Source organism: Nocardia sp. NPDC051929, from assembly GCF_044548645.1.
In the GTDB taxonomy this organism is placed as follows: Bacteria; Actinomycetota; Actinomycetes; order Mycobacteriales; family Mycobacteriaceae; genus Nocardia; species Nocardia sichangensis.
In genome coordinates this window covers 133,045-158,163 of sequence record NZ_JBIUCG010000010.1, presented here as the reverse complement: position 1 = coordinate 158,163, position 25,119 = coordinate 133,045, and the positions used below count along the sequence as shown (strand labels likewise).

Annotated in this window: 22 protein-coding genes and 1 pseudogene; 13 read left to right on the top strand and 10 right to left on the bottom strand. The window is 68.3% G+C overall.

All coding sequences use genetic code 11. From position 1 onward, the window contains the following. Positions 1–21: 21 nt before the first annotated feature. From ACIHAX_RS15160 to ACIHAX_RS15135, 6 genes and pseudogenes are all read left to right on the top strand, one after another. Positions 22–549: pseudogene (locus ACIHAX_RS15160) on the top strand (YbhB/YbcL family Raf kinase inhibitor-like protein); the annotation flags it as partial. A gap of 392 nt (positions 550–941) precedes the next feature. Continuing rightward, a complete protein-coding gene (locus ACIHAX_RS15155) occupies positions 942–1,295 on the top strand; it encodes a phosphotransferase (protein ID WP_397277931.1) in 354 nt (117 codons plus the stop codon). Positions 1,296–1,657: 362 nt separating this feature from the next. Beyond that, complete coding sequence (locus ACIHAX_RS15150) at positions 1,658–2,593, top strand: hypothetical protein (RefSeq protein WP_397277929.1); 936 nt, start codon at positions 1,658–1,660, stop codon at positions 2,591–2,593. A gap of 117 nt (positions 2,594–2,710) precedes the next feature. After that, positions 2,711–3,343 (top strand): 1,4-alpha-glucan branching protein, encoded by a 633-nt coding sequence (locus tag ACIHAX_RS15145; RefSeq protein WP_397277927.1) that lies wholly within the window; start codon positions 2,711–2,713, stop codon positions 3,341–3,343. Between the two features lie 90 nt (positions 3,344–3,433). Continuing rightward, a complete protein-coding gene (locus tag ACIHAX_RS15140; RefSeq protein ID WP_355074023.1) occupies positions 3,434–4,030 on the top strand; it encodes a DUF308 domain-containing protein in 597 nt (198 codons plus the stop codon). A gap of 44 nt (positions 4,031–4,074) precedes the next feature. Beyond that, positions 4,075–5,505 carry a S8 family peptidase gene (locus tag ACIHAX_RS15135; protein WP_397277923.1) on the top strand — a complete coding sequence of 477 codons (1,431 nt, stop codon included), beginning with the start codon at positions 4,075–4,077 and terminating at the stop codon, positions 5,503–5,505. Positions 5,506–5,840: 335 nt separating this feature from the next. Here the strand turns inward: ACIHAX_RS15135 and ACIHAX_RS15130 are convergent, their stop codons facing one another. Together ACIHAX_RS15130 and ACIHAX_RS15125 are read right to left on the bottom strand one after the other, a co-directional pair. Then, the gene (locus ACIHAX_RS15130; protein WP_397277921.1) at positions 5,841–6,677 is read right to left on the bottom strand and encodes an alpha/beta fold hydrolase; all 837 of its coding nucleotides are present in this window, start codon (positions 6,675–6,677) and stop codon (positions 5,841–5,843) included. After that, positions 6,674–7,258, bottom strand: a complete 585-nt coding sequence (locus ACIHAX_RS15125) for a WHG domain-containing protein (protein WP_364426450.1) — start codon at positions 7,256–7,258, stop codon at positions 6,674–6,676. The genes ACIHAX_RS15130 and ACIHAX_RS15125 overlap by 4 nt, the downstream gene beginning before the upstream one ends. A 257-nt stretch (positions 7,259–7,515) precedes the next feature. Between ACIHAX_RS15125 and ACIHAX_RS15120 the strand changes: the two genes are divergently transcribed. The 4 genes from ACIHAX_RS15120 (at position 7,516) to ACIHAX_RS15105 (ending at position 12,276) form a co-directional block, all read left to right on the top strand. Continuing rightward, complete coding sequence (locus ACIHAX_RS15120; RefSeq protein WP_397277919.1) at positions 7,516–7,950, top strand: MarR family winged helix-turn-helix transcriptional regulator; 435 nt, start codon at positions 7,516–7,518, stop codon at positions 7,948–7,950. Further along, positions 7,943–10,531 (top strand): MFS transporter, encoded by a 2,589-nt coding sequence (locus tag ACIHAX_RS15115; protein ID WP_397277917.1) that lies wholly within the window; start codon positions 7,943–7,945, stop codon positions 10,529–10,531. Before ACIHAX_RS15120 ends, ACIHAX_RS15115 begins: the two co-directional genes overlap by 8 nt. Continuing rightward, positions 10,528–11,349 carry a YceI family protein gene (locus ACIHAX_RS15110; protein WP_397277915.1) on the top strand — a complete coding sequence of 274 codons (822 nt, stop codon included), beginning with the start codon at positions 10,528–10,530 and terminating at the stop codon, positions 11,347–11,349. The genes ACIHAX_RS15115 and ACIHAX_RS15110 overlap by 4 nt, the downstream gene beginning before the upstream one ends. 96 nt (positions 11,350–11,445) lie before the next feature. Further along, on the top strand, positions 11,446–12,276 hold the full coding sequence (locus tag ACIHAX_RS15105; RefSeq protein ID WP_397277913.1) for an alpha/beta fold hydrolase: 831 nt from the start codon (positions 11,446–11,448) through the stop codon (positions 12,274–12,276). A 37-nt stretch (positions 12,277–12,313) separates the two neighbouring features. On the opposite strand, the gene ACIHAX_RS15100 is transcribed toward ACIHAX_RS15105, so the two are convergent. Then, positions 12,314–12,556 carry a helix-turn-helix domain-containing protein gene (locus tag ACIHAX_RS15100; protein ID WP_159929549.1) on the bottom strand — a complete coding sequence of 81 codons (243 nt, stop codon included), beginning with the start codon at positions 12,554–12,556 and terminating at the stop codon, positions 12,314–12,316. Positions 12,557–12,806: 250 nt separating this feature from the next. Here ACIHAX_RS15100 and ACIHAX_RS15095 point away from each other — a divergent pair, with 250 nt between their 5' ends. Genes ACIHAX_RS15095 through ACIHAX_RS15085 form a run of 3 tightly spaced genes read left to right on the top strand, consistent with a single transcriptional unit; the run spans position 12,807 to position 14,421 of the window. After that, positions 12,807–13,040, top strand: a complete 234-nt coding sequence (locus tag ACIHAX_RS15095) for a hypothetical protein (RefSeq protein ID WP_355074014.1) — start codon at positions 12,807–12,809, stop codon at positions 13,038–13,040. After that, positions 13,040–13,588: a DUF6879 family protein gene (locus ACIHAX_RS15090; RefSeq protein WP_355074012.1), complete on the top strand. Its 549-nt coding sequence runs from the start codon at positions 13,040–13,042 to the stop codon at positions 13,586–13,588. The genes ACIHAX_RS15095 and ACIHAX_RS15090 overlap by 1 nt, the downstream gene beginning before the upstream one ends. 5 nt (positions 13,589–13,593) lie before the next feature. Then, the gene (locus ACIHAX_RS15085) at positions 13,594–14,421 is read left to right on the top strand and encodes a helix-turn-helix transcriptional regulator (protein ID WP_364426432.1); all 828 of its coding nucleotides are present in this window, start codon (positions 13,594–13,596) and stop codon (positions 14,419–14,421) included. A gap of 66 nt (positions 14,422–14,487) precedes the next feature. Here ACIHAX_RS15085 and nuoN read toward each other — a convergent pair whose 3' ends face one another. From nuoN to ACIHAX_RS15050, 7 genes are read right to left on the bottom strand one after another with little or no spacing between them, the layout of a single operon-like run. Then, positions 14,488–16,113, bottom strand: coding sequence for an NADH-quinone oxidoreductase subunit NuoN (gene nuoN, locus ACIHAX_RS15080; protein WP_364426429.1), 1,626 nt, complete (start codon positions 16,111–16,113; stop codon positions 14,488–14,490). Next, the gene (locus tag ACIHAX_RS15075; RefSeq protein WP_397277910.1) at positions 16,110–17,732 is read right to left on the bottom strand and encodes an NADH-quinone oxidoreductase subunit M; all 1,623 of its coding nucleotides are present in this window, start codon (positions 17,730–17,732) and stop codon (positions 16,110–16,112) included. Before ACIHAX_RS15075 ends, nuoN begins: the two co-directional genes overlap by 4 nt. After that, positions 17,729–19,615 carry an NADH-quinone oxidoreductase subunit L gene (gene nuoL, locus ACIHAX_RS15070; RefSeq protein WP_364426423.1) on the bottom strand — a complete coding sequence of 629 codons (1,887 nt, stop codon included), beginning with the start codon at positions 19,613–19,615 and terminating at the stop codon, positions 17,729–17,731. The genes ACIHAX_RS15075 and nuoL overlap by 4 nt, the downstream gene beginning before the upstream one ends. A 1-nt stretch (position 19,616) precedes the next feature. Continuing rightward, positions 19,617–19,916: an NADH-quinone oxidoreductase subunit NuoK gene (nuoK, locus tag ACIHAX_RS15065; RefSeq protein WP_355074002.1), complete on the bottom strand. Its 300-nt coding sequence runs from the start codon at positions 19,914–19,916 to the stop codon at positions 19,617–19,619. Beyond that, positions 19,913–20,743, bottom strand: a complete 831-nt coding sequence (locus ACIHAX_RS15060; RefSeq protein ID WP_355074000.1) for an NADH-quinone oxidoreductase subunit J — start codon at positions 20,741–20,743, stop codon at positions 19,913–19,915. The genes nuoK and ACIHAX_RS15060 overlap by 4 nt, the downstream gene beginning before the upstream one ends. Then, positions 20,740–22,632: an NADH-quinone oxidoreductase subunit NuoH gene (nuoH, locus tag ACIHAX_RS15055; RefSeq protein WP_397277908.1), complete on the bottom strand. Its 1,893-nt coding sequence runs from the start codon at positions 22,630–22,632 to the stop codon at positions 20,740–20,742. The genes ACIHAX_RS15060 and nuoH overlap by 4 nt, the downstream gene beginning before the upstream one ends. Continuing rightward, positions 22,625–25,057 (bottom strand): NADH-quinone oxidoreductase subunit G, encoded by a 2,433-nt coding sequence (locus tag ACIHAX_RS15050; RefSeq protein WP_397278069.1) that lies wholly within the window; start codon positions 25,055–25,057, stop codon positions 22,625–22,627. Before ACIHAX_RS15050 ends, nuoH begins: the two co-directional genes overlap by 8 nt. Positions 25,058–25,119: the final 62 nt, after the last annotated feature.

The window sequence follows — 25,119 nt, the reverse complement described above, 5'->3', positions numbered from 1 at the left end:
ATGAACGGAAAGAAGACACCGATGAGCGCCAACGACCCCTTCGCCCGCCTCCCCGAGGCGGCCTCCTTCACCGTCACCAGCACCACGGTCACCAACGGCGGCGCTTGGTCGCCCGCGCAGTTCTCCTCCGGCGTTCCCGGCGGGAAGGACGTCTCCCCGCAGCTGTCCTGGAGCGGCGCGCCGGAAGGCACGGCGAGCTACGCCGTCACCGTCTACGACCCCGACGCTCCGACCGGGTCGGGATTCTGGCACTGGGCGGTCGCCGACATCCCGGCCACCGTGACCGAGTTGCCCGAGGGTGCCGGCGACGACACGGGGGCGGGTCTGCCGACCGGCTCCTTCCAACTGCCCAACGACGCCCGCGCGGCCAGGTTCAGCGGCGTGGCCCCTCCGCCGGGGCACGGACCACACCGATATTTGGTCGTGGTGCATGCCCTCGACGTCGAATCCATCGGCGTGCCGGTCGATTCCACCCCGGCCCTGCTCGGCTTCGCCATGACCTCGCACATCCTCGGCAGGGCGGTTCTCATCGCCACTGCGGAAACGCCTCCTGCCGAAGGGAAACCGGCAGACGCCGAACGGGTCGAGGTCTCCCGGCTCATCCCCGCATCCCCCGATGCCGTCTTCGCGGTGCTGACCGACCCGAAAGGGCACGTGGACATCGACGCATCGGGAATGCTGATCGACGCCGAAGGGAAGCCGGTCGAGCGTCCCGGCGACCGATTCCTGGTCCACATGGATCGCGAGGCCCTCGGGGACGTTCCCCTGGGCAGGTACGAGGTCGAGGTCGTCATCACCAGGCTCGTTCCGGACGAGGAGATCGCCTGGACAGTCGAAACCGGTGGCCGCCGATTCGGCCACATCTACGGCTACCGGTTGGCACCGGCCGAGGGCGGCACCCTCGTCACGTCGTATTGCGACTGGTCACAGATCGATGAGAAGTGGAAGCAGCGGCTCAGCTTCCCGGTGGTTCCCCGGTCCTCCCTCAAAGCCACCCTCGGGATCCTCGAGCGCACCGTCCGCCGCCGAGCCGGCCTCTGACCACCGGGACCGCCAGACCCGGCCGGTGTGGGGCACCGTCCTCGACCGCGGCAGGGCAAACATCCGGCGCAGAACTGGAAGTCGTTGTCCGCGAAGGCATGCTCTCCGGCGTGCTCGATTTCGGCGCGCTGGGCGCTGGCGATCCGGCGACGGATCTGGCTGCTGCATGGCTGATTCTGCCGGTGGGCAAGTCCACGCCGTTCTTCGATGCCTACTCCGCTACTGCGGCCAGCCGGTGCCGAAACGTGACGTGAGCGCGTGAGCGCCTCCAATCCTTTCGGCCGCGCGGCGGATAGGGTCGCTGGTCAGCTCACGCTGGTCGTTGACCTCGTATTTACTGAGCCAGGACGGCCGCCGCACTGCCTGAAGTGCGTGATACGTCCTCGGTGGGGAAGCGAGGTTGCGCAGAATCGAACGCTACGATCTGGCCGTGTCGAAGGTGTGCAACTATCCGGGCTGTACGCGCCCGATTCCGAGCGGAGCAGGACCCGGTCGTCCCTCGGAGTACTGCGACCGGCCCGACCACACGCGCTGGCGTGCGTGGCGCGAGCGGCAACGGCAACAGCAGGAGGCCGAGACTGCGGCCACTGCTGTCACTGTGACGCAGCCGGGGCCGGTGACCGTTGCGCGATTGCGGGCCGATGAACTGCTCACCCAATTCCGGGGACTCGCCGAGCAGTTGAACACCACGCTGAACGCCGCGGTCGCGGAGTTGTCCACGCTGGCCGACCCGGCGGTCGCGGAAGCCCAGGTGCAGGCGGTTCAGGTGGACGCGGCGCGGCGGATCGCCGAGGCGGAAGGCGCGGCGGTAGTGGCCGAGCAGGCGCGGCGGGAGGCGCAGGAGGCGAGGGAGCTCGCCGAATCCGCCGCCGACGACGCGGCCGGCGCCGCCGAACACGCCGAAGGGCTGGTCGCCGAGGCGAATTCGGCGCGCGACGACGCGCTGCGTGAGGTCGAACGCGTCACCAAGCAGGCGGCCGATGACGTGTTCGCCGCACGCAGCGCAGCGGAAGCCGAAGTCCGCACCGTGCGCCGCGAGTCCGCCGAACAGATCGAACGCATCGAAAAGCAAGCCGCCGAACAAGTCGAGCGCGGCGAGCGTCGCGCGGAGACCGACATCGCACACGCCCGGCGTGAGGCGGAAGCCCTGGTCGCGGCCGCCCATTCCGAGCGCGATCTCGCCGTGCAGCGCGCGGCGGACGCCGAACGAGCGGCCGAACGAGCCGAGCGCGCCGCCGCGGAGCGCGCCGAAGCCGCCGACGAAGCGCGAGCCGAATGGCGCCGAGTACGGGCCGAACTCGACACCACCCGCGCCGAACTCGCCGAAACCCGTCGCGCCGCGACCGCCGAACTCGCCGCCGTCCGCGCAGAGGCCGCCGCGACTGTCGACAAGGCGCGCGCGGAAGCCGCTCAGCGGCTCGAAGCGCTGGACGAAGCTCGCGTGCAGACCCTCGCGCGCGCCGAACGCGCCGAAGCCCAGCTCGACGAACTCCTCGCCGAAGCTCGCCGCAAATCACCCGCTACCGAGCCCGACCGGCGCGACGACGCCTGAGCGGGCGCAGGGCTTCCGTACTAGGCTCTCGGTGCATCTCGGTGCATCTCGGTGCATCTCGGTGCATCTCGGTGCATCTCGGTGTGCGACGTGTGCGACGTGGAGGAGGAGTCGAGCATGGCCGTCATCCATCGGACCACCATGGTTCCCACGAAGATGGAACTGCTGACCTCGTGGCTGCCCGGCCGCGCGTGGTACCGCGGTGAAAAACCAGCGGATCTGCACAAAGCCGGTGGTTTCCGGCTCGATGACCCGGACGGGGAAGTCGGGATCGAATTCGTGGTGATCACCGATCACTCCGGCGCGCAGCCGCACACCTATCACGTGCCGCTGACCTACCGGGGCGCACCGCTGCCGGACGCCGCCGAGGCGCTTGTGGGCATTTCCGAACACGGTGTCCTCGGCACCCGGTGGGTGTACGACGCCACCCGTGACCCGGTCGCGGTGGCCCAGATCGTCTCCGCGCTCATCGGGAACGCGCGGCCTCAGGCCCAAAGCGAGAGCGACACGCCCGACCCCTCGGTCACGGTACACGTCGCGGATACGCTCTCTCTCGCAGGAGGTTTCGGTCCAGCTCGGGATGGATTGTTCTACACCGACATCCCGGTGGGCGATCGGATCCTTCGTATCCATCGCCTTCTGCAAGTGCCGGTCTCGCCTGTGGAGTCGGCGGTTGCCGGTCGGGTCGACGCGTGGTGGCGGCTCGACGACACCATTGCCACCGGCGTATTCATCAGCCTGACTGCGTAATTCGAACGGAGCGGTGTGCCCGCGCGCATGACGAGGATCGGGATAGGGCAAACGAGCCGCTAACCGCGGCTCTGGTCATATCATGTAGCTATGCCCGAAAACGGAGTCGAAGGGCGTACGGAACCACTGGCCGGGGCAGCCCGGCAGACGGTACTGGTGGCCGGTGCCTGCTCGATGATCATGGGTGTGGCCCTAGCGGTGTGGCCGCACAAATCGCTGCCGACAGCGGAACTGCTGTCCGGCGGCTACCTATTGCTCAACAGCGCCCTACAACTGGTCGTGGCGCTCGGTGCCCGCTTCGTGACCCCGCTGCGGATGCTTGTGCTGGTCAGTGGGGCGCTGTCGGCCCTACTCGCGGTGCTCTGCTTCGCGGGCGGGAATTCGGCTCCGCTGCTGTCGTTCTGGATCGGATTGGCGTGGGCGATCCGCGGGATCTGTCACGCCACCGTGGCGGTCTGGGTCGATGATCTGCCCGGGCGCGGACGGCAGGAGTTGTTCGGGCTGATCACGCTGGCACTCGGTCTACTGGTCGGTTCGGTGTCGTTCGAGTCACCGGACACGCTCGGCTGGGTAGCCGGATCGTGCATGATCGCGATCGGGACGCTGGAGGCCTTGTTCTCCGTGGGCTCCCGCCGCGACACGGTCGCGCTGCCGGGGATGGTGCCGACCTTGCGCTTGGATGGCTGATCTCGAGGTGGCGAGCAGGATGCTATCCAGGTTGACTGGGCGCCATGGCATCCCAGCAATCCGAGCTCCGGTCGCCCGCGGAACTCATCGTGGTCACCCATGGCGCCGGTACCGCGATCACGCCGATCGCTCTGAGCGACAGTCACAGCGCGCAAGCTCGTCTGACGGAACTACTTCCGGCCGGGAGCGAACTGGTGCGCATCTTCGGACCGGCGAACCGCTTGGAGCGCAGGCTCGCCGGCACCTCACGCCTGGAGACCGGAGCGGAGTATCTCAACTACTTCTACGTCCGCGGTGTCACCGGCCGACTCGACGAACTGGCCGAGCGGTTGCGGACCGCGGACGACATCGCGGCGGCATATGTGAAACCGCCCGCCGAGCCGCCGATAGCGCCGGAAGGCGCGCGAGCGATCACCGGCCGTTCCGCCGCCGAGGCCCCGCCGGTCACGCCGGATTTCGCGGTACGGCAAGGATATCTGGATGCCGCCCCGCAGGGGATCGACGCTCGGTGGGCGTGGACGGTGCCGGGGGGCCGCGGGACCGGTGTGCGAGTGGTGGATGTCGAGGGCGCGTGGCGGTTCACCCATGAGGACTTGCAGGTCAACCAGGGTGGGGTGATCGGAGGCACCCCGTCACCGGAGCAGGGTTGGCGCGACCACGGCACGGCGGTCGCCGGAGTGATCAGCGGTGACGTGAATGCCTACGGCATCACCGGGATCGTGCCCGAAGCGTATATCCGCGCGCTGTCGATCTTCGGGTCCGGATCGGCGTCCGCGATCCGCTCGGCGGCGGACGTGCTCAACCCCGGCGATGTGATGCTGCTCGAACTACATCGGCCTGGCCCGCGTTTCGCCTACGCCAACCGGCCGGATCAGCGCGGCTATATCGCGATCGAATGGTGGCCCGACGACTTCGCGGCGATCAACTACGCGGTCGGTAAAGGCGTTGTCGTGGTGGAGGCGGGAGGCAATGGCGGCGAAGACCTCGACGCCGCGATCTACGACTCCCGCCCCGCGGAGTTCCCGAGCACGTGGCGCAATCCCTTTCGCGGCGGCGAAGCCGACTCCGGTGCGATCATCGTCGGAGCCGGCGCACCGCCACCCGGCTTCCATGGCCGCGACAACGGCACGGCCCGCTCCCGCTTGCCGTTCTCCAACTACGGAAAGCGGGTCGACGTGCAGGGCTGGGGCCTGGAAGTCACCACGACCGGGTACGGTGACCTGCAAGGCGGTCCGGACGAGGACCTCTGGTACACCGACGTGTTCAGCGGAACCTCGAGCGCGTCCCCGATCGTGGTCGGCGCGGTCACCAGCTATCAGGGCATGAGTGCGGCGGCGGCCGGACGCAAGACCCCTGCGGAAGTGCGCGCCCGGCTGCGGGAAACCGGATCACCGCAAACCGATGCCGCTGATCGGCCCGCATCCCAGCGCATCGGCAACCTGCCGGATCTGAAATCGATGATCCTGCCCCGGTAGGCCGCCGGGGTCGGGATACTCGACTCGATGCGTGCAGCCGACCGATTCCATAGGCCGCAATTCACTCATAAGATAGTTGATGGAAATGGAATCCGGCCCGAGTCGAGCGGCGACTCATCGCCTGCTGGTCTCCGCCGCCGAATCGGCAGGTCCGCGAGGAAGGTTCGAACCGCCGCGTTGACCGAACTGGCCGACGGGCGTGGCCGCCTCCGCCGTCACGCGGGTGACGTCCATCAGCACCAGCGGAAAGCCGAGCGGCAGCGAGGTGGACAGCCCGTCTTACCCGCTGCCGGTTCTCCGCGCATAGCCGCAATCGGTCGGTCGCACCGCGCTGATCAGTCCACGCGCGCGGCGAGCAGCAAGTCGAGCAGCAGATCGGCGAATTCGGCAGGTGCGTCGGTGAATCCGCTGTGCCCGCCCGGGAATTCGGTGAGCGGAATGTTCAGCTGCTCGGCGAGCGCTTCCGCGGGACGGTGGGGGAGCTTGCCCTTGCTCTCTCGTCCTGCCCCGAGCACAAGGCGGTCGCTGACCGGCGCCAAGGCCGCGACGTCGGGGAGATGGGAGGTGATCGTGCGCAACTCGTGCGCCATGTTGCGCGGCGCGTTGGCGTGCAGGCGTTCGATCATCGCCGCGGCGCGCGGGGAGAGTTCGGCGGGATCGGGCATCCGCACACCTCCGCCGATGCCTTCGAGGAAGCGGGCGCCCGCGGCGGCGAGACCGTCGGTGACGAACAGTTCGTACACCTCGTCGACGAACGCTTTGTGCTCGGCGGCATCGGGCAGCACCCCGAAGGAGGGCGGCTCGTGCGCGATAACCAGACGCAACCGCTCGGGATGCCGGGCGAGCAGGTCGAGCGCGACCACCGCCCCGCCGCTGCCGCCGAACACGTAAGCGTCCTCGTCCTCGGGGGTGAGGTGCTCGAGGAGCAAGTGGGCGTCCTCGCTCTGCACCTCGACCTCGATGTCGGCCGGTGGGCCGGGGTCGAGCACACTGCGCGAGTAGCCGCGCGGGTCGATGGTGACCACGGTGAAGTGTTGTGCGAGTGGCTCGAGGATGGGATCGAACACCGCCGCGTCGCCTCCGCTGCCCGGCAGCAACAGCAGCACCGGCCCGGCGCCGCTGACCTCGTAGTACAGGGTGGCTCCCGGGACTCGCAGGGTGCCGGATCTCATGATTTCTCCTTGTCGGTCGGCCACTGCTCCAGGGCGACGTGCAGGGCGTCGATGATGCGTTCCCAGGACTCGGCGGTCGAGCGCGTGTGCCCGAAGCCGCCGGTCGCCTCCAGAACGCTGTATCCGTGGAAGGTGCTGCGCAGCAAGCGGACCGCGTCGGTCCGGTCGGGTTCGGCCAGACCGTAGGCGCGCAGCATGCCGTAGGTCAGCTCGATGGCGTGCAGCGCGCCGGTCGCGGTGGGCGTCATTTCGGGATCGAACGGAAGCTGGGTCGCGGCGTAGCGGCCGGGGTGACGCAGGGCGTAGTCCCGCCAGGCGTGGGCGTAGGCGGCGAGCGCATCACGTCCGGCGCGACCGGCCACGGCGGACGCGATCAGTTCGGTCTTCTCCGTAGCCGCCAGAACGGACACCCGCGCGCGGAGGTCTCGCAGATTCTTCACGTGCGAGTACAGGCTGGCGTCCTGGACGCCGAACTTCTTGGCCACCGCCGACATGGTGACGTTCTCCAAGCCGATTTCGTCGGCGAGATCGGCCGCGGCCCGCGTGATCCGATCCGCGGTCAGTCCCGCTCGGGCCATCATGTGCACACCTCCTCTCTCTTGGATTCCTAGTTTCTATCCTAGAACCCTTAGGTTTTGCAATCGGCGTCGCGGGCTCGGCCCTTCTCGTTCGCGGCGGGCCACCTGGGTCACCCGTGAGTGGTTAATTGCTTAGCGCAAGTAAGCACGCTATAGTTGTGTAGCACAAGCAACTAATTCTCGCGCTGGGAGTGGGCATGGCGGTATCACCCGATGCGGCTCGGAGCCTGATAACTGAGCTCTATTTCATGGGCCGTGCGATGCGCGCTGTTCTGTCGCACCCGGAAGAAGGGCACCTGCTTCCGGGTGGCGTCGGCGTGCTGGGGTCCCTCGAGGCCAGGGGGCGATGCCGGCAAGTGGATCTGGCCGTGGACTTGTGCATCAGCCCATCGACACTGAGCAGGCATGTCGCCGAGTTGGTGAGTTCCGGCGACATCGCCCGCCATGCCGATCCCAGCGATGGCCGGGCCACCCTCATCGAAATCACGGACCAAGGACGCGATCTGCTGCGACGCATCCGAGTGTCGCGGGCGCGGGGATTGCAGGCCGCTCTCGCCGATTGGAGTGAGGACGAGGCCGAGCAGGCCGTCGTGGTTGTTCAGAAGCTCAGGAATTCACTGGCCGCAGTCGCGCACCACACCGCGGTGGGCGGGAGCGAGCCGGTTTCGACAGAGAGTCAGGAAGTAGATGTCTAGTTCAGTCGAGTCGGTGACGCGACGCGACCCCTCCGCGATGACCCACCGCGAGGTCCTGGAAGCGATGACCGGGCTGCTGGCGGCGTTGTTCACGGCGCTGCTCAGCACGACGATCGTCTCGACCGCGCTGCCGACGATCATCGGCGAGCTGGAGGGATCGCAGACCGCCTACGCCTGGGTCATCACCACGGCGCTGCTGGCGAACGCCGCCTCCACCCCGATCTGGGGGAAATTCGCCGACCTCTTCAACAAGAAACTGCTGGTCCAATCGGCCATCGTGATCTTCGTCATCGGCTCGATCATCGCCGGACTCGCCCACACCGTGCCGATACTGCTGGCCGCGCGCGTCGTCCAAGGCATCGGCATGGGCGGGCTGACCGCGCTCGTCGTCGCGATCATCGGCTCCATCGTCGCCCCACGCGAACGCGGACGCTACTCCGGCTACATGGGCGCGGTGATGGCGGTCTCGATGTCCGGCGGCCCCATCCTCGGCGGCGTCATCGTCGACAGCCCACTCGGCTGGCGCTGGTGCTTCTTCGTATGCGTGCCACTGGCCGTGATCGCACTGGCGCTGCTGCAGCGCACCCTGCGGCTGCCCACCGAACGCAAGGACGGCGTGTCGATCGACTGGCTCGGCGCCGCGCTGCTGACCGCCGGTGTCTCGGTGCTGCTGATCTGGGTGTCCTTCGCCGGGAAGGCGAACTACTACGCGTGGATCTCCTCCGAGTCGGCGCTCTACGTCGGCGCCGGTGTGCTGCTGCTGCTGGCGACCGTGTGGGTCGAGTCCCGCGCCAAGTCGCCGATCATCCCGCTGCCGATCGTCACCGAACCCACCACAGGCCTGGCGATCATCGCCTCCATCGCCGTCGGCGTCGGCATGTTCGGCGCGACCACCTTCCTGGGCCAATACTTCCAAACCGCACGCGGCTACTCCCCGACCATCGCCGGTGTTCTGACCATCCCGCTGGTCGCGGGCATGCTGATCGCCTCGGTCGGCTCCGGCCAGCTCATCACCCGACGCGGCAAATGGAAAAGCTTCGTCGTCGCCGGCGCCGCGCTGCTGGTAACCGGATTCGCACTGCTGTCCACCATCGACCACGCCACCAACCTGTGGCAGGTCGGCGCCTACATCACCATCGTCGGCCTCGGCGTCGGCATGATGATGCAGAACCTGGTCCTGGCCGTACAGAACACCGTAAGCGTGCACAACATCGGCGCCGCCTCCAGCAGCGTCGCCTTCTTCCGCACCTTCGGCGGCGCCATCGGCGTCTCGGTGCTCGGTTCGGTGCTGGCCAGCCGGGTCAGCGAACTGTCCGCGGAGGGATTCGCCAGGCTCGGCGTGCGGACCGGCACCACGGGCGGTGGCAATCTGAATCTCAATGCCTTGCCCGCGCCTATCGCGACCATCGTGCGCGCCTCCTACGGTGACGCGACCGGGCGGATCTTCCTCATCGCCGCCGCCGCGACGGTCGTCGCGCTCATCGCGGCGGCGTTGCTGCCGAACCGTCCGCTGCGCCGCACGATCGACATCGATCCCGCACTCGACCCGACCACGAAAAACTCTGCGGTGCAGGACGATCCGACTGCCACGGACGACATGGCCGCACTGGATGCCGAACTGGACGCATTCGCGGAGTCGAGCTGGGAGGAAAACCAACTCTGGGAAGGCGCCGAGCGGGTGTTGCCCGAGCCGGTCCCAGCCGCGTCGATCGGGCGGCATGCGGTGGTAGAGCAGAACGGTCGTGTGTACCGGATGGCCGCGCCGTCACAGAACGGTCAATCGACTGGCGGCTTGTCGGGGTCGGACTTCGATGGTGGGGCGTTGGGTGGTCGTGTCCATCGTGAAGACGGTCGTCCGGTGCCGGGTGCGGTGTTGACGTTGGTTGATCACGGTGGCCGTCAGGTCGCGCGGGCGAACAGCGCTGCTGATGGTGGTTATGCGATCACCGCGCCGGAGACGGGTGACTATGTGTTGATCGTGTCGGCGATGGGGCACCAGCCGACCGCGGTGAACGTGCCGGTCGGCCAGCGGCCCCATCGCCTGGATCTGACCTTGGTGGGCTCCGGCGAGTTGTCGGGTGTCGTTCGTACCGCCGGCCCCGGTGTGCCGCTGCCGGGTGCGACCGTCACGTTGACCGATTCGCGTGGCGAGGTGGTCGGGTCGGCTGTCACAGGCGGCGACGGCACCTACGTATGTCGCGGTGTGGTCTCAGGTGTCTATACCCTGGTCGCGGTCGCTGAACATATGCGTCCCAGTGCCACCACATTGACGGTGCCGGACAGCGGTGTCTTGCGTCATGACATCGAGTTGGCCACGATGGCGGTGCTTGCCGGCTCCGCGTGGGCCGAGGGCAGCCGAGCGGTGCCGGATGTCCTGGTCAGTGTGCTCGACGCCGCGGGGCAGGTGACCGCCACGGCACGCACCGACGAGAACGGCCGGTATGTCGTGACCGATCTGCCCGAAGGGCAGTACACCGTCGTTGCGCGCGGTTATCCGCCGGTGACCGGGCAGGTCACCGTGTCCGGTGGCGAGGTCGCCCACGATGTGCGGCTCGGTTACGAGATCGAGGATCGTCGATGAGCGGATTGACCGGTCGTGTTCGCACCGCACAAGGGTGGCCGGTGCCGAACGCGGTGTTGACAGTGACGGATATGACGGGGCGCCAGATCGCCCGTGCGGTCGTCGACGAGACCGGGGCGGTGGGCACTGAGCTGTTGCCCGCGGGTGTTCATACCGCGGTGCTCACCGCTGTCGGGTTCGAGCCCGTAGCCCGGACCGTGCGGATCTCTCCAGCCGGGACGGGTGTGCTCGGGGAGATGGTGTTGGCGCCGATCGCCGGGACGGTGGCGGCACCGCCACCGGGGCCGTGGACGATCGATCCGGTGCATTCGACGGTGATCGCAACGGTGCGTCATCTGGGTATAGCGAGTATCAAGGCCCGATTCGCCGAGGTGAGCGGGCGGCTCGATATCGGTGAGCCGTTCGAGCGGTCCACCGGACACGCGGAGATCAAAGCGGCGAGTATCGATACCGGTATCTCTGCGCGTGACAATCACCTCCGTTCGCCGGAGTTCTTGGATGTCGACACCTATCCGCTGATCGCATTCACCGGCAGCGGGTTGCGTCGTACCGGTGGTGACACCTGGGTGATGCCGGGTGAGCTCACCCTGCACGGGCAGCGCCGTCCGGTCGATCTCGAGGTCACCTACGGTGGCTTCGGAGCGGATCCATGGGGCGGCGTGCGTGCTGCTTTCCACGCCGAAACAGTGTTGCATCGCAACGATTTCGCGATCGATTACAACGCGGTCGTGCGCGCGGGAGTGGCCGCCGTCGGCACCACCGTCAAAATCGACCTCGACATCGAAGTCGTACAAGGCGAGCAGCTACCCGCGATCTAGCCGGCTGCGGAGAAATCATCTGCGCTGGGTCGATGAATTTCGTTCGTGCACATCGTCTGCATTCCGAAGAGGGAACCGACTGCACGAGGAGAACCCATGACCCATCTGCCGTCCGCGGTCACCGCGCGGACCCTCGACGTCCCGGGTGCGCACCTGTACTACGAACTGCGTGGCGCGGGCCCGCTGGTCGTACTGGCGGGCGCGCCGATGGACGCCGCCGCGTTCGCGCCGTTGGCCGACCTGCTGGCCGTGGACCACACCGTGCTCACCACCGACCCGCGTGGGCACCAAGGTTCCACGCTGAAGGACGCCGAAGCGGACTCGACGCCGGAACTGCGCGCCGACGACCTCGTCCGGCTGATCGCGCATGTCGACGCCGGGCCCGCCGTGGTCTTCGGTTCCAGTGGCGGTGCGGTGACCGCGCTCGCACTCGCCCGGTCTCGTCCTGATCTCGTCACTACGGCGATCGCGCACGAACCACCGATCAACGCGCTGATCGCCGACCGGGACGCGCATCGAGCCGCGACCGACGACCTCGTCGCCACCTATGCCCGAGGCGACGTGCTCGGCGCTTGGCGGAAGTTCTTCGCGGCCGCGAACATTGCGATGCCCGAGCCGGTGCTCGAGCAGATGTTCGGCCCGGAGCGCGACCCGCGGCAGCTGGCCAGTGAACGTTACTGGTTCGCCCACGAGATCCGCGGCACCACCACCTGGGAACCCGATATCCGCGCCCTGCGCCACGCGTCCACTCGTCTCGTCATCGGTATCGGCGCGGAATCCGCCGGGCAATTCTGTGATCGCACCTCGCGCGCGCTCGCCGCGGCGCTCGACCTGACGCCAACGCTGTTCCCCGGTGGACACACCGGATTCGTCGACGATCCCGGCGCCTTCGCCGACCGGCTGCGCGAAATCCTCGACAAGTCCTGAATCGGCTGGAGTCGCCTGCGAAGTCTCGGGATCCGGCTCACAACGTGAATCTGCGGCCCTTCGCGGCCCACTCGCCGCGGCCGCGCGGCGTGATGGCCCAGCGGCCGCGGTGCTGGCAGTCCATGATCAAACCGCGCGACTGCAGGCGCAGCAATGCGCTGCGCACCGACCAGGCGGTCAGCCGCGCCTGCTGCGCCAGCTGCTCCACAGTGAGCAACCCGCCCGGCGCCAGCACACCCAGCACCGCGAAATCGGCGGCAGTCCTGGGGCGTCTCATCATGTCGCGGCCCTTTCCCTCGAGGAGAAGGCAGCCCGGGACCGACATCGGCGCGGTGGCCCGGGTTGCCGAATCGACGGTAGAAGCCACACCGATACCGCCGCCCACATTTTGCGCGACTTTGCGAAGTGCGTTGACCGGCATCGGGTCCGGTGGGGACGATTGCACGACATCGTCCGCCAGCTCTCGCAAAGGATCAGCTATGAACCTGCGACTTCTCGGATCCGGATCCGACCATGGAGCTTGCCCCGCCGTGTATGCGACCGACACCGGCGTGCTCGTGGTGCAGGGCGATGCCACCGACCGCACGGGCACGGTGCGTGTACCGCACCAATTGCTGGACTGGCTGGAACCAGGCATGTGGCTACGGGTGGAGCCGAGTGGAACCTGCGGATCGGTGCTGGTGGCCGGCGAACCGGTCACCGACCCCGAACTGCTCGCCCAGTTGACCCTCGACTGTCACGAAACCGCCGTGGTGGTGCGCTGATGCTGCACGTCGCCGGTGACCGCTGTTTCGAGCCGCTCTTTCGGGCGGCTCGATTCCGCGCTTTCCACTTGGAGGTGAGAGATCAGTACCTGATGGAGGACGAGCAGGAAGCGTTGCGCCGCTTCGATGCCGGAGTAGCGTACGAGCGAGAGGAACAGCCCGAGTCGTGGAAAGCCTGGGATGCTCTGATGGTCGAGTCGGCCACCCGCGGAGTCACGCTGGAGCGACTACGTGTCGTGACGGTCCCGCATACCGGCTACACCCGGTGGTTGTTGTCGGCGACCGACGACAACATCGCCACCGGCGAGGCGGTGCGCTGGCTACCGCGGCATCTGGTCGACGCGGCGGATCTGCCGCACGACGACTACTGGCTGTTCGACTCGGACACGGTGGCCTTCAACACCTTCGCCGAGAACGGGGCGTTCACCGGGCTGTCGATCAGTACTGATCCGGCGCTGGTCGCCCGGTACCTGCGGGTGCGGGAACGGCTGTGGCCCATGGGCATCGATCATCAACGATATTGCGAGAGTGAGCACGTACCCGAGTGAACGGTGTGTCGGACGCACGCGAGGTGCTGGGCGCGCGCCTGCGTGAACTTCGTCGCGCTGCCCACCTCACCGGCCTGGAGCTGGCCGCGAGGTGCGGCTGGCATTCGAGCAAGGTCTCCCGGATCGAGGGCGGCAAGCAGACGCCGTCGGAAGCGGACCTCGCCGCGTGGTGTGAAGCGTGCGGTAACACCGCCGTGCTGGACGATCTGGTCGCCAATGCGCGCAATCTGCAGTCGATGTACCTGGAATGGCAGCGCACCGTCGCCTCCGGGCACGCGCGCAGGCAACGGCAATCGATCCATTTGGAATCGCAGACCTCGCAGATCCGCTGGTACGCGCCGGACACGTTGCCGGGGCTGCTGCAAACCGAGGGCTACGCGCGCGCGATCCTGACCGCCTGCATCGCGGTGACCGGTGGGCGCGACGACCTGGAAGAAGCGGTGGCCGCGCGCATGACCCGTAAGCAGGTGCTCTTCCGGGCGAAACACCGGTTCCACTTCGTGGTCAACCAGGCCGCGCTCTGGCGCACGGTCGGCGACGCGATCGTCATGGCCGAGCAACTCGCCCACCTGCTCGCGGTGATGGCCAACCCGACTGTGCGGTTGGGCATCATCCCGATCTGCGCCGAGTACCGCGCCCCCGCGACGAACTTCGTCATCTACGACCGCTCACAGGTGCTGACCGAGACGGTCTCGGCGGAGCTGACCATCACGCGCCCGTCCGAGATCGCGCTGCACGAGAAGACCTTCGCGATCCTTGCCGACCAAGCCGAGTACGGCGATCGAGCCCGGGCGCTGATCGCGAAAGCGCTGCAAGGCCGGCGCGGCGCCTGAGTGCGTCGAGCCGTGAGACGACGATGCCGCCGCGGTCGTGCGGCGGCATCGGGGCGAGCGGGCCGGTCAGCGAACGAACGTCGCCGCCTGATCGGCGAGATCGAGCAACGGCTGCGGAAAGACACCGAGCGCGAACGTGATCGCCGCGGTGACCGCCACGATCGTCGTCGTCAGCGGCGGGCTGACCAGCAGCGGCGCGTCGGCGGGCGGGTCGGTGAAGAACATGAGCACGATGACCCGCAGGTAGAAGAACGCCGCGACGGCGCTGCAGATCACGCCGATGACGACCAGTGGCGCCGCGCCGCCCGAAGCGGCGGCTTCGAAGACGGTGAACTTGCTGACGAAGCCGCTGGTGAGCGGCAACCCCGCGAAGGAAAGCAGGAACAGCGCGAATACCGTTGCCAGCCAGGGTGATCTGCGGCCCAGCCCCGCCCACCGTGGCAGGCCGGTGGCCTCGTCACCGTCCGGCTCGCGGACCGAGCTGACCACCGCGAACGCGCCGAGTGTGCCGATTCCGTAAGCCAGCAGATAGAACAGCACGGCCGCGACACCGCGGTCGTTGGCCGCCACCGGGCCGGTGAGCAGGAACCCGGCATGCGCCACCGAGGAATACGCAAGCATTCGTTTGACGTCGGTCTGCGTGATCGCCATGACCGCGCCGACGGCCATGGTGGCGATCGCGACGGCCGCGAGGATGGGCCGCCAGTCGTCGCGCAGACCGGGCACCGCGACCTGCAGCACACGCACCAACGCGCCGACCGCCGCGATTTTGGTGGCGGCGGCCATGAACCCGGTGATCGCGGTGGGAGCGCCCTGGTAGACGTCGGGCACCCAGGACTGGAACGGCACCGCGCCGATCTTGAACAGCAGGCCGACCGCGAGCATCGCGATCCCGAGGACCGCCAGCGTCGCGTTGTCCGGATGCTGGGCGATCGCGTCGGCGATGCCGCCGAGTCGCACCGTAGCCGCCTGGCCGTACAGCAGCGCGACGCCGTAGAGGAAGAACGCCGAGGAGAACGCGCCGAGCAGGAAGTACTTCAGCGCCGCCTCTTGGGAGAGCAACCGCTTGCGCCGGGCCAGACCGCACAGCAGATACAGCGGCAGCGACAGCACTTCGAGGGCGACGAACATGGTCAGCAGGTCATTGGACGCCGGGAACAGCAGCAATCCGCCGACGGCCAACAGCGTCAGGGGGAACACCTCGGTGGTCGCGACACCCGCGCGCAGCGCCGCGGCTTCGGTCGCGCTGCCGGGCACCGCCGAGGCCTGGGGCGTGAACGCGTCCACACCGCGTTCGAGGGTGGCGGCGGCTCGGCTCCAGGTTCCGGGGCCCGACCGCGCCCGCAGACGCGGCTCGGCTCCGCGCTCGGCGATGAACAGGATCCCGAGCAGCGACACCACCAGGATCGTGCCCTGCAGGAACAGCGTCACGCCGTCGATCGCGACCGCACCGGCGACAGCGGTGGATTCGGTGCCCGCCAGCAGCACCACCGCGATCAGCGCGGCGACCAAGCCGACCACGCTCAGTACCAGATGGGTGGCATAGCGGTAGTGCCGGGCGACGAACGCTTCGGCCAGTACACCGAGTACGGCGGCGCCGAACACGATGAGCATGGGGGACAGGGCGCCGTATTCGATGCTCGGCGCGGGAACGCTCGCGGCGAGCGTCGCGGTGGAGGCGAGGTCGGTCATTTGTGGACACCTCCGGGATGGTGGGTCGATCCCGCTTCCGCCGGTGGTGTCGACGGTGCGGGGTCGGTCCGGCCGATGGTGGTGAGGGTCTGGCTCACCGCGGGATTGATGAAGTCGGTCAAGACTTTCGGGTAGATGCCGAGGAACAGCAGCGCGGCGATCAGCGGTACCACGACGGCGAGTTCGCGCGGGGCGAGATCCCAGATCCGCTCGTTGCCTTTCTTCACCGGTCCGGTCATCATCCGCTGGTAGAGCCACAGGACGTAGAGGGCAGCGAGCACCAGCGCGCCCGCGGCGATCACGGCGGCGAACTGGTAGCGGGTGAAGGTACCGATCAGCACCAGGAATTCGCTGACGAAGGGTGCGAGCCCGGGTAGCGAGAGCGTCGCGAGACCGGCGATGAAGAACGTGCCCGCCAGCACCGGGGCCACCTTCTGCACGCCGCCGTACTCGGCGATGAGCCGGGTTCCGCGCCGGGACACCAGGAACCCGGCCACCAGGAACAGTGCGGCGGTGGAGATGCCGTGATTGACCATGTACAGCGTCGCGCCGGTCTGCCCCTGGCTGGTCATGGCGAAGACGCCGAGGATGATGAAACCGAAGTGGGAGATCGAGGTGTAGGCGATCAGGCGCATCACGTCGGTCTGCCCGATGGCCAGCAGCGCGCCGTAGACGATGCCGATCACCGCGAGCGTGATCACCAGCGGCGCATAGGTGCTCGACGCGTCGGGGAACAGGGGCAGGCAGTAGCGCAGCATGCCGAAGGTGCCCACTTTGTCGACCACCGCCATCATCAGCACCGCGCTGGAAGGCGTGGCGGCGACGGCGGCGTCGGGCAGCCAGGTGTGCAGCGGCCACAAGGGCGCCTTCACCGCGAAAGCGAACATGAACCCGAGGAACAGGGCATTGAGCACCGCGGGACCCGCGCCGAGCTGCCCGGCGTTGGCGGCGGCGACGACGGTGCGGAAATCGAACGTGCCCGAGGACCCTTCGCCCAAACCTTCGCGGGCGGTGAGTACGTACAACCCGATGACCGCGGCCAGCATGATCAGCCCGCCGAACAGGTTGTACAGCAAGAACTTCACCGCCGCGCGCGAGCGCTGCCTGCGCACCAGCGCGTCGCCGGTGCGCGGCCCGAACCCGCCGATGAGGAAGTACATCGGGATGAGCATCGCCTCGAAGAAGACGTAGAACAGCAGGATGTCCAAGGCGACGAAGGAGACCAGCACCATCGCCTCGACGAGCATGATGAGCGCGACGTAGGTGTGGGCCACCCGCCTGCCGCTGCCGACTTCGCGTTCGTCGTGCCAGCCCGCCAGGATCAGCAGGGGCACCAGTGCCGCGGTCAGCAGCACCAGCACCAGTGCGATGCCGTCCAGTCCGAGGGTGTATCCGGCGCCGAACGCCGGAATCCACTGATGGGATTCGACGAACTGGTATTGCGCGCCGCCGGGATCGAAGCGCACCGCCAGCGCGATGCCGATACCGAGCGTGAGCACCGAGATGGCCAGTGCCACCGCGCGCGCGAGCGTGCGTCGCGCGGCGGGCAGCACGAGCACGATCGCCGCACCGACGACCGGCGCCAGCCACAGCGTCGTCAACCAGGGGAACTCGCTCACCACAACCTCACCGCCAGCAGGGCTGCGGCCACCAGGGCCGCGCCGGTGAACATGGACAGGGCATAGGAGCGCACGAAGCCGGACTGCACACGCCGGGCTCGTGCGGACAACCCGCCGATCAGCGCCGCGGTGCCGTTCACGACGCCGTCGATGCCGCGATTGTCTAGGAAGACCAGCGCCCGGGTGAGGTACTGTCCCGGCCGCATGAACGCCGTTTCGTTGACCGTGTCGCCGTAGAGGTCGCGGCGCGCCGCGACGGTGAGCGCGGAGACGGCTTCGGGTGCGGTCTCGGGGATGTCGCGCTGCGCGTATTGCGAGTAGGCCACCCAGACTCCGACGGCGACCACGCCCAGCGCCAGGATGGTGACCAGCGCCGCGGGAACGGCTTCGGTGCCGTGGTGGGCGCCCACGACCGGTTCGAGCCAGTTCTGCAATGAGGAGCCGAAGACGAACACCGCGCCCGCCCCGATCGAGCCGAGGGCGAGCAGGATCATCGGCCCGGTCATCACCGCGGGGGCTTCGTGCGGGTGGGTGTCCGGTTTCCAGCGCCGTTCGCCGAAGAACGTCATCAGCATGACCCGCGTCATGTAGAACGCGGTCAGTCCCGCGCCCAGCAGCGTGACCAGTCCCAAGGCGACTCCACCGAGACCGCCTTGGTTGAACGCCGCCTCGATGATCCGGTCTTTGGAGAAGAATCCGGCGAACGGCGGAACACCGATGATGGCGAGGTAGCCGAGGCCGAAGGTGACGTAGGTGATCGGCAGCAGGGTGCGCAGTCCGCCGTAGCGGCGCATGTCGGTTTCGTCGTTCATCGCGTGCATCACCGAACCGGCGCCGAGGAACAGCCCGGCCTTGAAGAACCCGTGGGTGAGCAGATGCATGATGGCGAAGGCGTATCCGGCGGGGCCGAGTCCGGCGGCCAGCACCATGTAGCCGATCTGGCTCATGGTGGAGGCGGCGAGCGCCTTCTTGATGTCGTCCTTCGCGCAGCCGATGATCGCGCCGAACAGCAGGGTGACCGCGCCGACCAGCACCACGCCGAGGCGCGCGTTCGGTGCGAGGTCGAAGATCGCGTTGGAGCGCGCGATCAGGTACACGCCCGCGGTGACCATGGTTGCCGCGTGGATGAGCGCCGACACCGGGGTGGGGCCTTCCATCGCGTCACCGAGCCAGGATTGCAGCGGCACCTGCGCGGACTTGCCGCACGCGGCCAGCAGCAGCAACAGGCCGATCGCGGTGAGTGTGCCCTCGCCCGCGGCGGACGCGGCGCCGAACACGACGTCGAAGTCGATCGACCCGAACGTCGCGAACATGACCATCATCGCGATCGCCAAGCCCATGTCGCCGACCCGGTTGACGACGAAGGCCTTCTTGGCCGCCGTTGCCGCCGAGGGCTTTTCGTGCCAGAACCCGATCAGCAGGTAGGAGGCCAGGCCGACGCCCTCCCAGCCGAGGTAGAGCACGAGGTAGTTGTTCGCCAGGACCAGCAGCAGCATGGCCGCGAGGAAGAGGTTCAGGTAGGCGAAGAACCGCCGCCGAGCCGGATCGTGGCTCATGTAGCCGATCGAGTAGATGTGGATCAACGAGCCGACGCCGGTGATCAGCAGCGCGAAACAGATCGACAGCTGATCGAGTCGCAGCGAGAAGTCGACCTGGAGACCGGCTACCGGAACCCAGCTGAACAAATCCTCGCGCACCGCGCGGTCGGCGGTGTCGCGCCCGAGCATGTCGGCGAACGCGAGCGCGGCGACCACGAACGAGGCCAGGGCCAGCGCGGTGCCGAGCAGATGGCCCCACTTGTCGGCGTAACGTCCGGTCAGCAGCAGGACGATCGCGCCCGCCAGGGGGAGGGCGGGCAGCAGCCACAGCGTTGCGGTGTCCACGTCAGAACTTCAGCAGGTTGGCGTCGTCGACCGAGGTCGAGCGGCGGGTGCGGAAGATGGTCATGATGATGGCCAGGCCGACGACCACCTCGGCCGCGGCGACCACCATCGTGAAGAACGCGAACACCTGTCCGTCGAGGTTGGCGTGCATCCGGGCGAAGGTGACGAACGCGAGGTTCACCGCGTTGAGCATCAACTCGATGCACATGAACACGACGATGGCGTTGCGCCGCAGCAGCACTCCGGCCGCGCCGATCGTGAACAACAGGGCGGACAGGAACAGGTAGTTCTCGGGATTCACCGGTTGCCTTCCTCGTCGCTGGGTGTGTCGGCCGCGTCCGCCGCGGGCGTGGTGCCGACCGAGATGACGGCCGCTTCGGTGAGCGCCCTGGTGCGGCGGTGCCGCAGGATGGTGCTGACCGACAGTTCCTCGAACGACCCGTCGGGCAGCCGCGCGGGAATGTCCACCGCGTTGTGCCTGGCGTAGACGCCGGGGGTGGGCAGTGGTGTGGCGCGGTGGCCCTTCTCGCGGAAGCGGCGGCGCGACAGTTCACGCTGATCGGTGCGGGGGCCGAAGTGCTCGCGGTGCGCGAGCACCATGGCGCCGATGGTTGCGGTGATCAGCAGGGCGCCGGTGAGTTCGAAGGCCCACACGTAGCGCAGGAAGATCAGTTCGGCCAATTCGGCGATCACGTTGCGGCCGGGGAAACCGTTGGCGGGGAAGGTGGTTCCGGATTCGCGTACGCCGTGGGCGATGCCGCCGCTGAGCAGCAGCCCGAAGCCGATGCCTACCGCGGCGGCGGCGAGTCGCTGGCCGCGGATGGTCTCTTTGAGCGATTCGGCGGAGTCGACGCCGACGAGCATCAGCACGAACAGGAAAAGCATCATGACCGCGCCGGTGTAGACCACGATCTGCACGATGCCGAGGAACAGTGCGTCCTGGGCGATGTAGAACGCGGCCAGCGCGATCATCGTGGCGGCCAGGCACAGTGCGGAGTGCACGGCCTTGGGGGCGAACACCATGCCGAGCGCGCCGAGCACGGCGATAGGGGCCAGGATCCAGAATTGGACGGTCTCGCCGGTGGATGCGCGGGTCAGTGGCTCCGCGGCCAGGATCAGTTCGGTCATCGTGTCACTCCTTCCGCGCCGGCGGCGGCGGGTTTGCGGAGCGCGTCGGTCGCCGTGGCACCGCTGGTGGCAGGCGCGCCGGGCACCCGGCCGAGGTAGTAGTCGGCCTCGTCGGCGCCGGGGTGCATGGCGTGCGGCGGTGGGGTCATCCCGGGCTGCAACGGGGCGAGCAATCGGTCCTTCTCGTAGATCAGGTCGGCCCGGTTGTCATCGGTCATCTCGTAGTCGTTGGTCATCGTCAGCGCCCGGGTGGGGCAGGCTTCGATGCACAGGCCACAGCCGATGCAGCGCAGGTAGTTGATCTGATAGACCCGGCCGTATCGTTCACCGGGCGAGAACCGTTCGGTCTCGGTGTTGTCGGCGCCCTCGACGTAGATCGCGTCGGCGGGGCAGGCCCATGCGCACAGCTCACAGCCGATGCACTTCTCCAAGCCGTCGGGATGCCGGTTGAGCTGGTGTCTGCCGTGGTAACGCGGCGCGGTCGGCGTCTTCTGCTCGGGATAGAACTCGGTGTTCGGCTTCTTGAACATGGTGCCCGCGGTGACCGCGAACCCGCCCAGTGGATCGAACAGCCCGGCTTTGGTGCGGGTGGCGTCGCGTGTGTGCGCGTCGGCGGGCAGCGGCGGAACCGGGAAGCCGAGGAAGACCGTCGACTCGGGGGAATCCGCGGTCACGGGTTGCTCGACCGGTGGCGGCGCCGCCTGCGCCCGGCCCGCCCGCAGGAATTGCAGCACCAGCAGGCCGGTGACCACCAAGCCGCCGATCACCAGGATGGGGGTTTGCACCCGATAGCCCTCGGCCTGCAACACCCGTGCGGTGGCCACCACCATGACCCAAGCCAGCGAGGTCGGGATCAGCAGTTTCCAACCGAGGTTCATGAACTGGTCGTAGCGCAGCCGGGGCAGTGTGCCGCGCAGCCAGATGAACACGAACAGGAACGTCCAGACCTTCGCGGTGAACCACAGCACCGGCCACCAACCGGAATTGGCGCCGTCCCACATGTTCAGCGGCCACGGGGCGTGCCAGCCACCCAGGAACAAGGTGGTGGCCAGCGCGGACACCGTTCCCATGTTGACGTACTCGGCCAGCATGAACATGGCGAACTTGAGCGAGGAGTACTCGGTGTGGAAGCCGCCGACCAGCTCGCCCTCGGCCTCCGGCAGGTCGAACGGCGCCCGGTTGGTCTCGCCGACCATCGAGACGCAGTAGATCAGGAACGACGGCAGCAGCAGGAAGACATACCAGGTGCCTTCCTGCGCGGACACGATGCCGGAGGTGGCCATGGTGCCCGCGAGCAGGAACACCGTCGCGAAGCACAGCGCCATCGCGATCTCGTAGGAGATGACCTGCGCGGTCGAGCGCAACCCGCCCAGCAGCGGATAGGTCGAGCCCGACGACCATCCGGCCAGCACGATGCCGTAGACGCCGATGGAGGTGATCGCGAGGATGTACAGCACCGCCACCGGCAGATCGGTGAGCTGCAACGGCGTGATGACACCGAAGAACGACACCTCGGGCCCGAAGGGGATCACCGCGAACGCCATGAAGGCGGGCACCACCGAGATGACCGGCGCCAGGATGTAGATCGGCTTGTCCACGATCGCCGGGACGATGTCCTCCTTGAGGGCCATCTTCACGCCGTCGGCGATGCTCTGCAACGAGCCGAACGGCCCGGTCCGGTTGGGGCCGATCCGCATTTGCATGCGTGCCACGATCTTTCGTTCCGCGAGCACGGCGATCAGCGGAATCAGCATCAGGTAGACGAAGACGGCCAGCGCCTTGACGATCACCAGCCACAAAGGGTCGTGCCCGAAGCCGGCGGGCGCGTAGGGATCGGAGGCGGCGCGGGTAACCGTGGAGGTCAAGGCGAGCGCGGCGAGATCACTCATGACGGTGCTCCTTCATCCTCTCGTCGGCGTGCCGCAGATGCACGATCGCGCCGGGCTGCACGGCGAGTTGCTCGGCGATGGAGCAGCCGGGCGAGTGCTGCGGCAGCCAGACCACCCGGTCGGGCAGGTCGCTGATCATCAGCGGGAGCGTGACCGTGCCGCGGCTGGTGGCGACCGTGACCGGGTCGTCGGGTTGTACGCCGATCTCGGCGGCGGTGGCGGCCGACAGGCGCACCACCGGGGGCCGGGCGATGCCGGCCAGATTCGGTTCGCCGTCCTGCATCCGGCCTTCGTCCAGCAGCATGCGCCAACTGGCGAGCACCGCCGTTCCCGGCTCGAGCCGCGGCAACGGGTTCGGCCCGTGCGTGGGGGCGGTGACGGGTGCGCCGTCCCACGCGCCGAGTTCGGCGAGTTCGGCGCGGGCGGATTCGATGTCGGGCAGGCCGAGGCGCACCGACATCTCTTCGGCGATGGCGTGCAGCACGCGCTGATCCGACAGCGGCGCGGTCTGGCGGCGCACCATGTCGTCACCGAGCGCGGCGGCGAACGGGCGCGGCCTGCCCTCCCAGGTGCGGAAGGTGCCGGATTTCTCCATGGCCGCGGCTACCGGGAAGACCACGTCGGCGCGTTCGGTGACCGGGCTGCGGCGCAGTTCCAGACTTACCACGAACCTGGCCGCGTCGATCGCGGCCAGCGCTGCGGCCGGATCGGGCAGGTCGGCGACATCGACTCCGCCGATGACCAGCGCGCCGAGGCCGGAGGCGGCCTCCAGGATCGCCGTGGTGTCCCGGCCCGCGCCGACGGGCAGCTCCGGCACGTTCCAGACAGCGCGGACCTGTTGGCGGGCACGGGGATCGGCGACGGGCCTGCCGCCGGGAAGCAGGCCGGGCATGGCGCCCGCTTCGACCGCGCCACGTTCGCCTGCCCGGCGCGGCACCCAGGCGAGGGCGGCCGAGGTTTCGTCGGCGAGGCGCACCGCGGCCGACAGCGCGCCCGCGACGCCCGCCATCCGCTCGCCGACCATGATCACCGCACCGGGTTCGCGCAGCAGCCGGGCCAGATCGGCCAGCTGGGTGGGATCCGCGCCGGGCGTGGTGATCTCGCCGGTGCGGATGGCGTCGAGCAGATGCGGTTCGGCGCCCGGCACGGCGCGCATCAGCCGTCCGGACATGCGCTCGAGCCCGCGCGAGGAGTACGGCGCGAGCGAGTAGATCGGCAGGCCGCGCTTGCGGGCCGCCTTGCGCAGGCGCAGGTAGACGATCGGCGATTCTTCCTCGGGTTCGAATCCGACGAGCAGGACGACCGGTGCGGCTTCCATGCTGTCGTAGGTGACCGCGCCGTCCTGGCCCGCGACGCGGGCGGCGAGGAAATCGGCCTCCTCGGCAGAATGCGCGCGGGAGCGGAAGTCGACATCGTTGGTGCCGAGGGCGACTCGCGCGAACTTCGCGTAGGCGTAGGCGTCCTCCTCGGTGACCCGGCCGCCGACCAGCACGCCGGCGTTGCCGAAGGACGCGGCCAGCCCCTCCGCGGCCGCGGCCAGCGCTTGCGACCACGAGGCGGGGGCGAGTTCGCCGTCCCAGCCGCGCACCAGGGGGGTGGTGAGCCGGTCGGGTCCGGTGGCGTAGGCGAAAGCCCACCGGCCCTTGTCGCAGTTCCACTCCTCGTTGACCTGCGGGTCGTCTCCGGCCAGCCTGCGCAACACCTTGCCGCGCCGGTGGTCGGTGCGCTGGGCGCAGCCGGAGGCACAGTGCTCGCAGACGTTCGGGCTGGACACCAGGTCGAACGGGCGCGCGCGGAATCGGTAGGCGGTGCCGGTGAGCGCGCCGACGGGGCAGATCTGCACGGTGTTGCCGGAGAAATAAGAATCCAGCGGTTCGGCCTGCGCGGTGCCGACCTGTTGCAGCGCGCCGCGATCCATCAGTTCGATGAACGGGTCGCCCGCGATCTGCTGGGAGAAACGGGTGCAGCGGGCGCAGAGTACACAGCGTTCCCGGTCCAGCAGCACGGCCGTGGACAGCGGAATCGGTTTGGGATAGGTGCGTTTGCGGCCGTCGAACCGGCTTTCGGCGCGGCCGGTGGACATCGCCTGGTTCTGCAACGGGCACTCGCCGCCCTTGTCGCACACCGGACAGTCCAGCGGATGGTTGATCAGCAGCAGCTCCATCACGCCCTCCTGCGCCTTGTCGGCGGCGGGGGAGGTGAGCTGGGTGCGCACCACCATGCCGTCGGCGACGGCCATGGTGCAGGAGGCGACCGGCTTGCGCTGCCCTTCGACTTCGACCAGGCATTGACGGCATGCGCCGACCGGGTCGAGCAGTGGATGGTCGCAGAAGCGGGGGATCTGGATGCCGATGAGCTCGGCGGCCCGGATCAGCAGTGTGCCGGGCGGCACGCTGACGGCGGTGTCGTCGATGGTCACGGTCACCAGGTCGGCGGGCGCGGGCCCGCCGTTGTTGTCACGCACGGCGGCAGGCCCGTTCGCCGCCC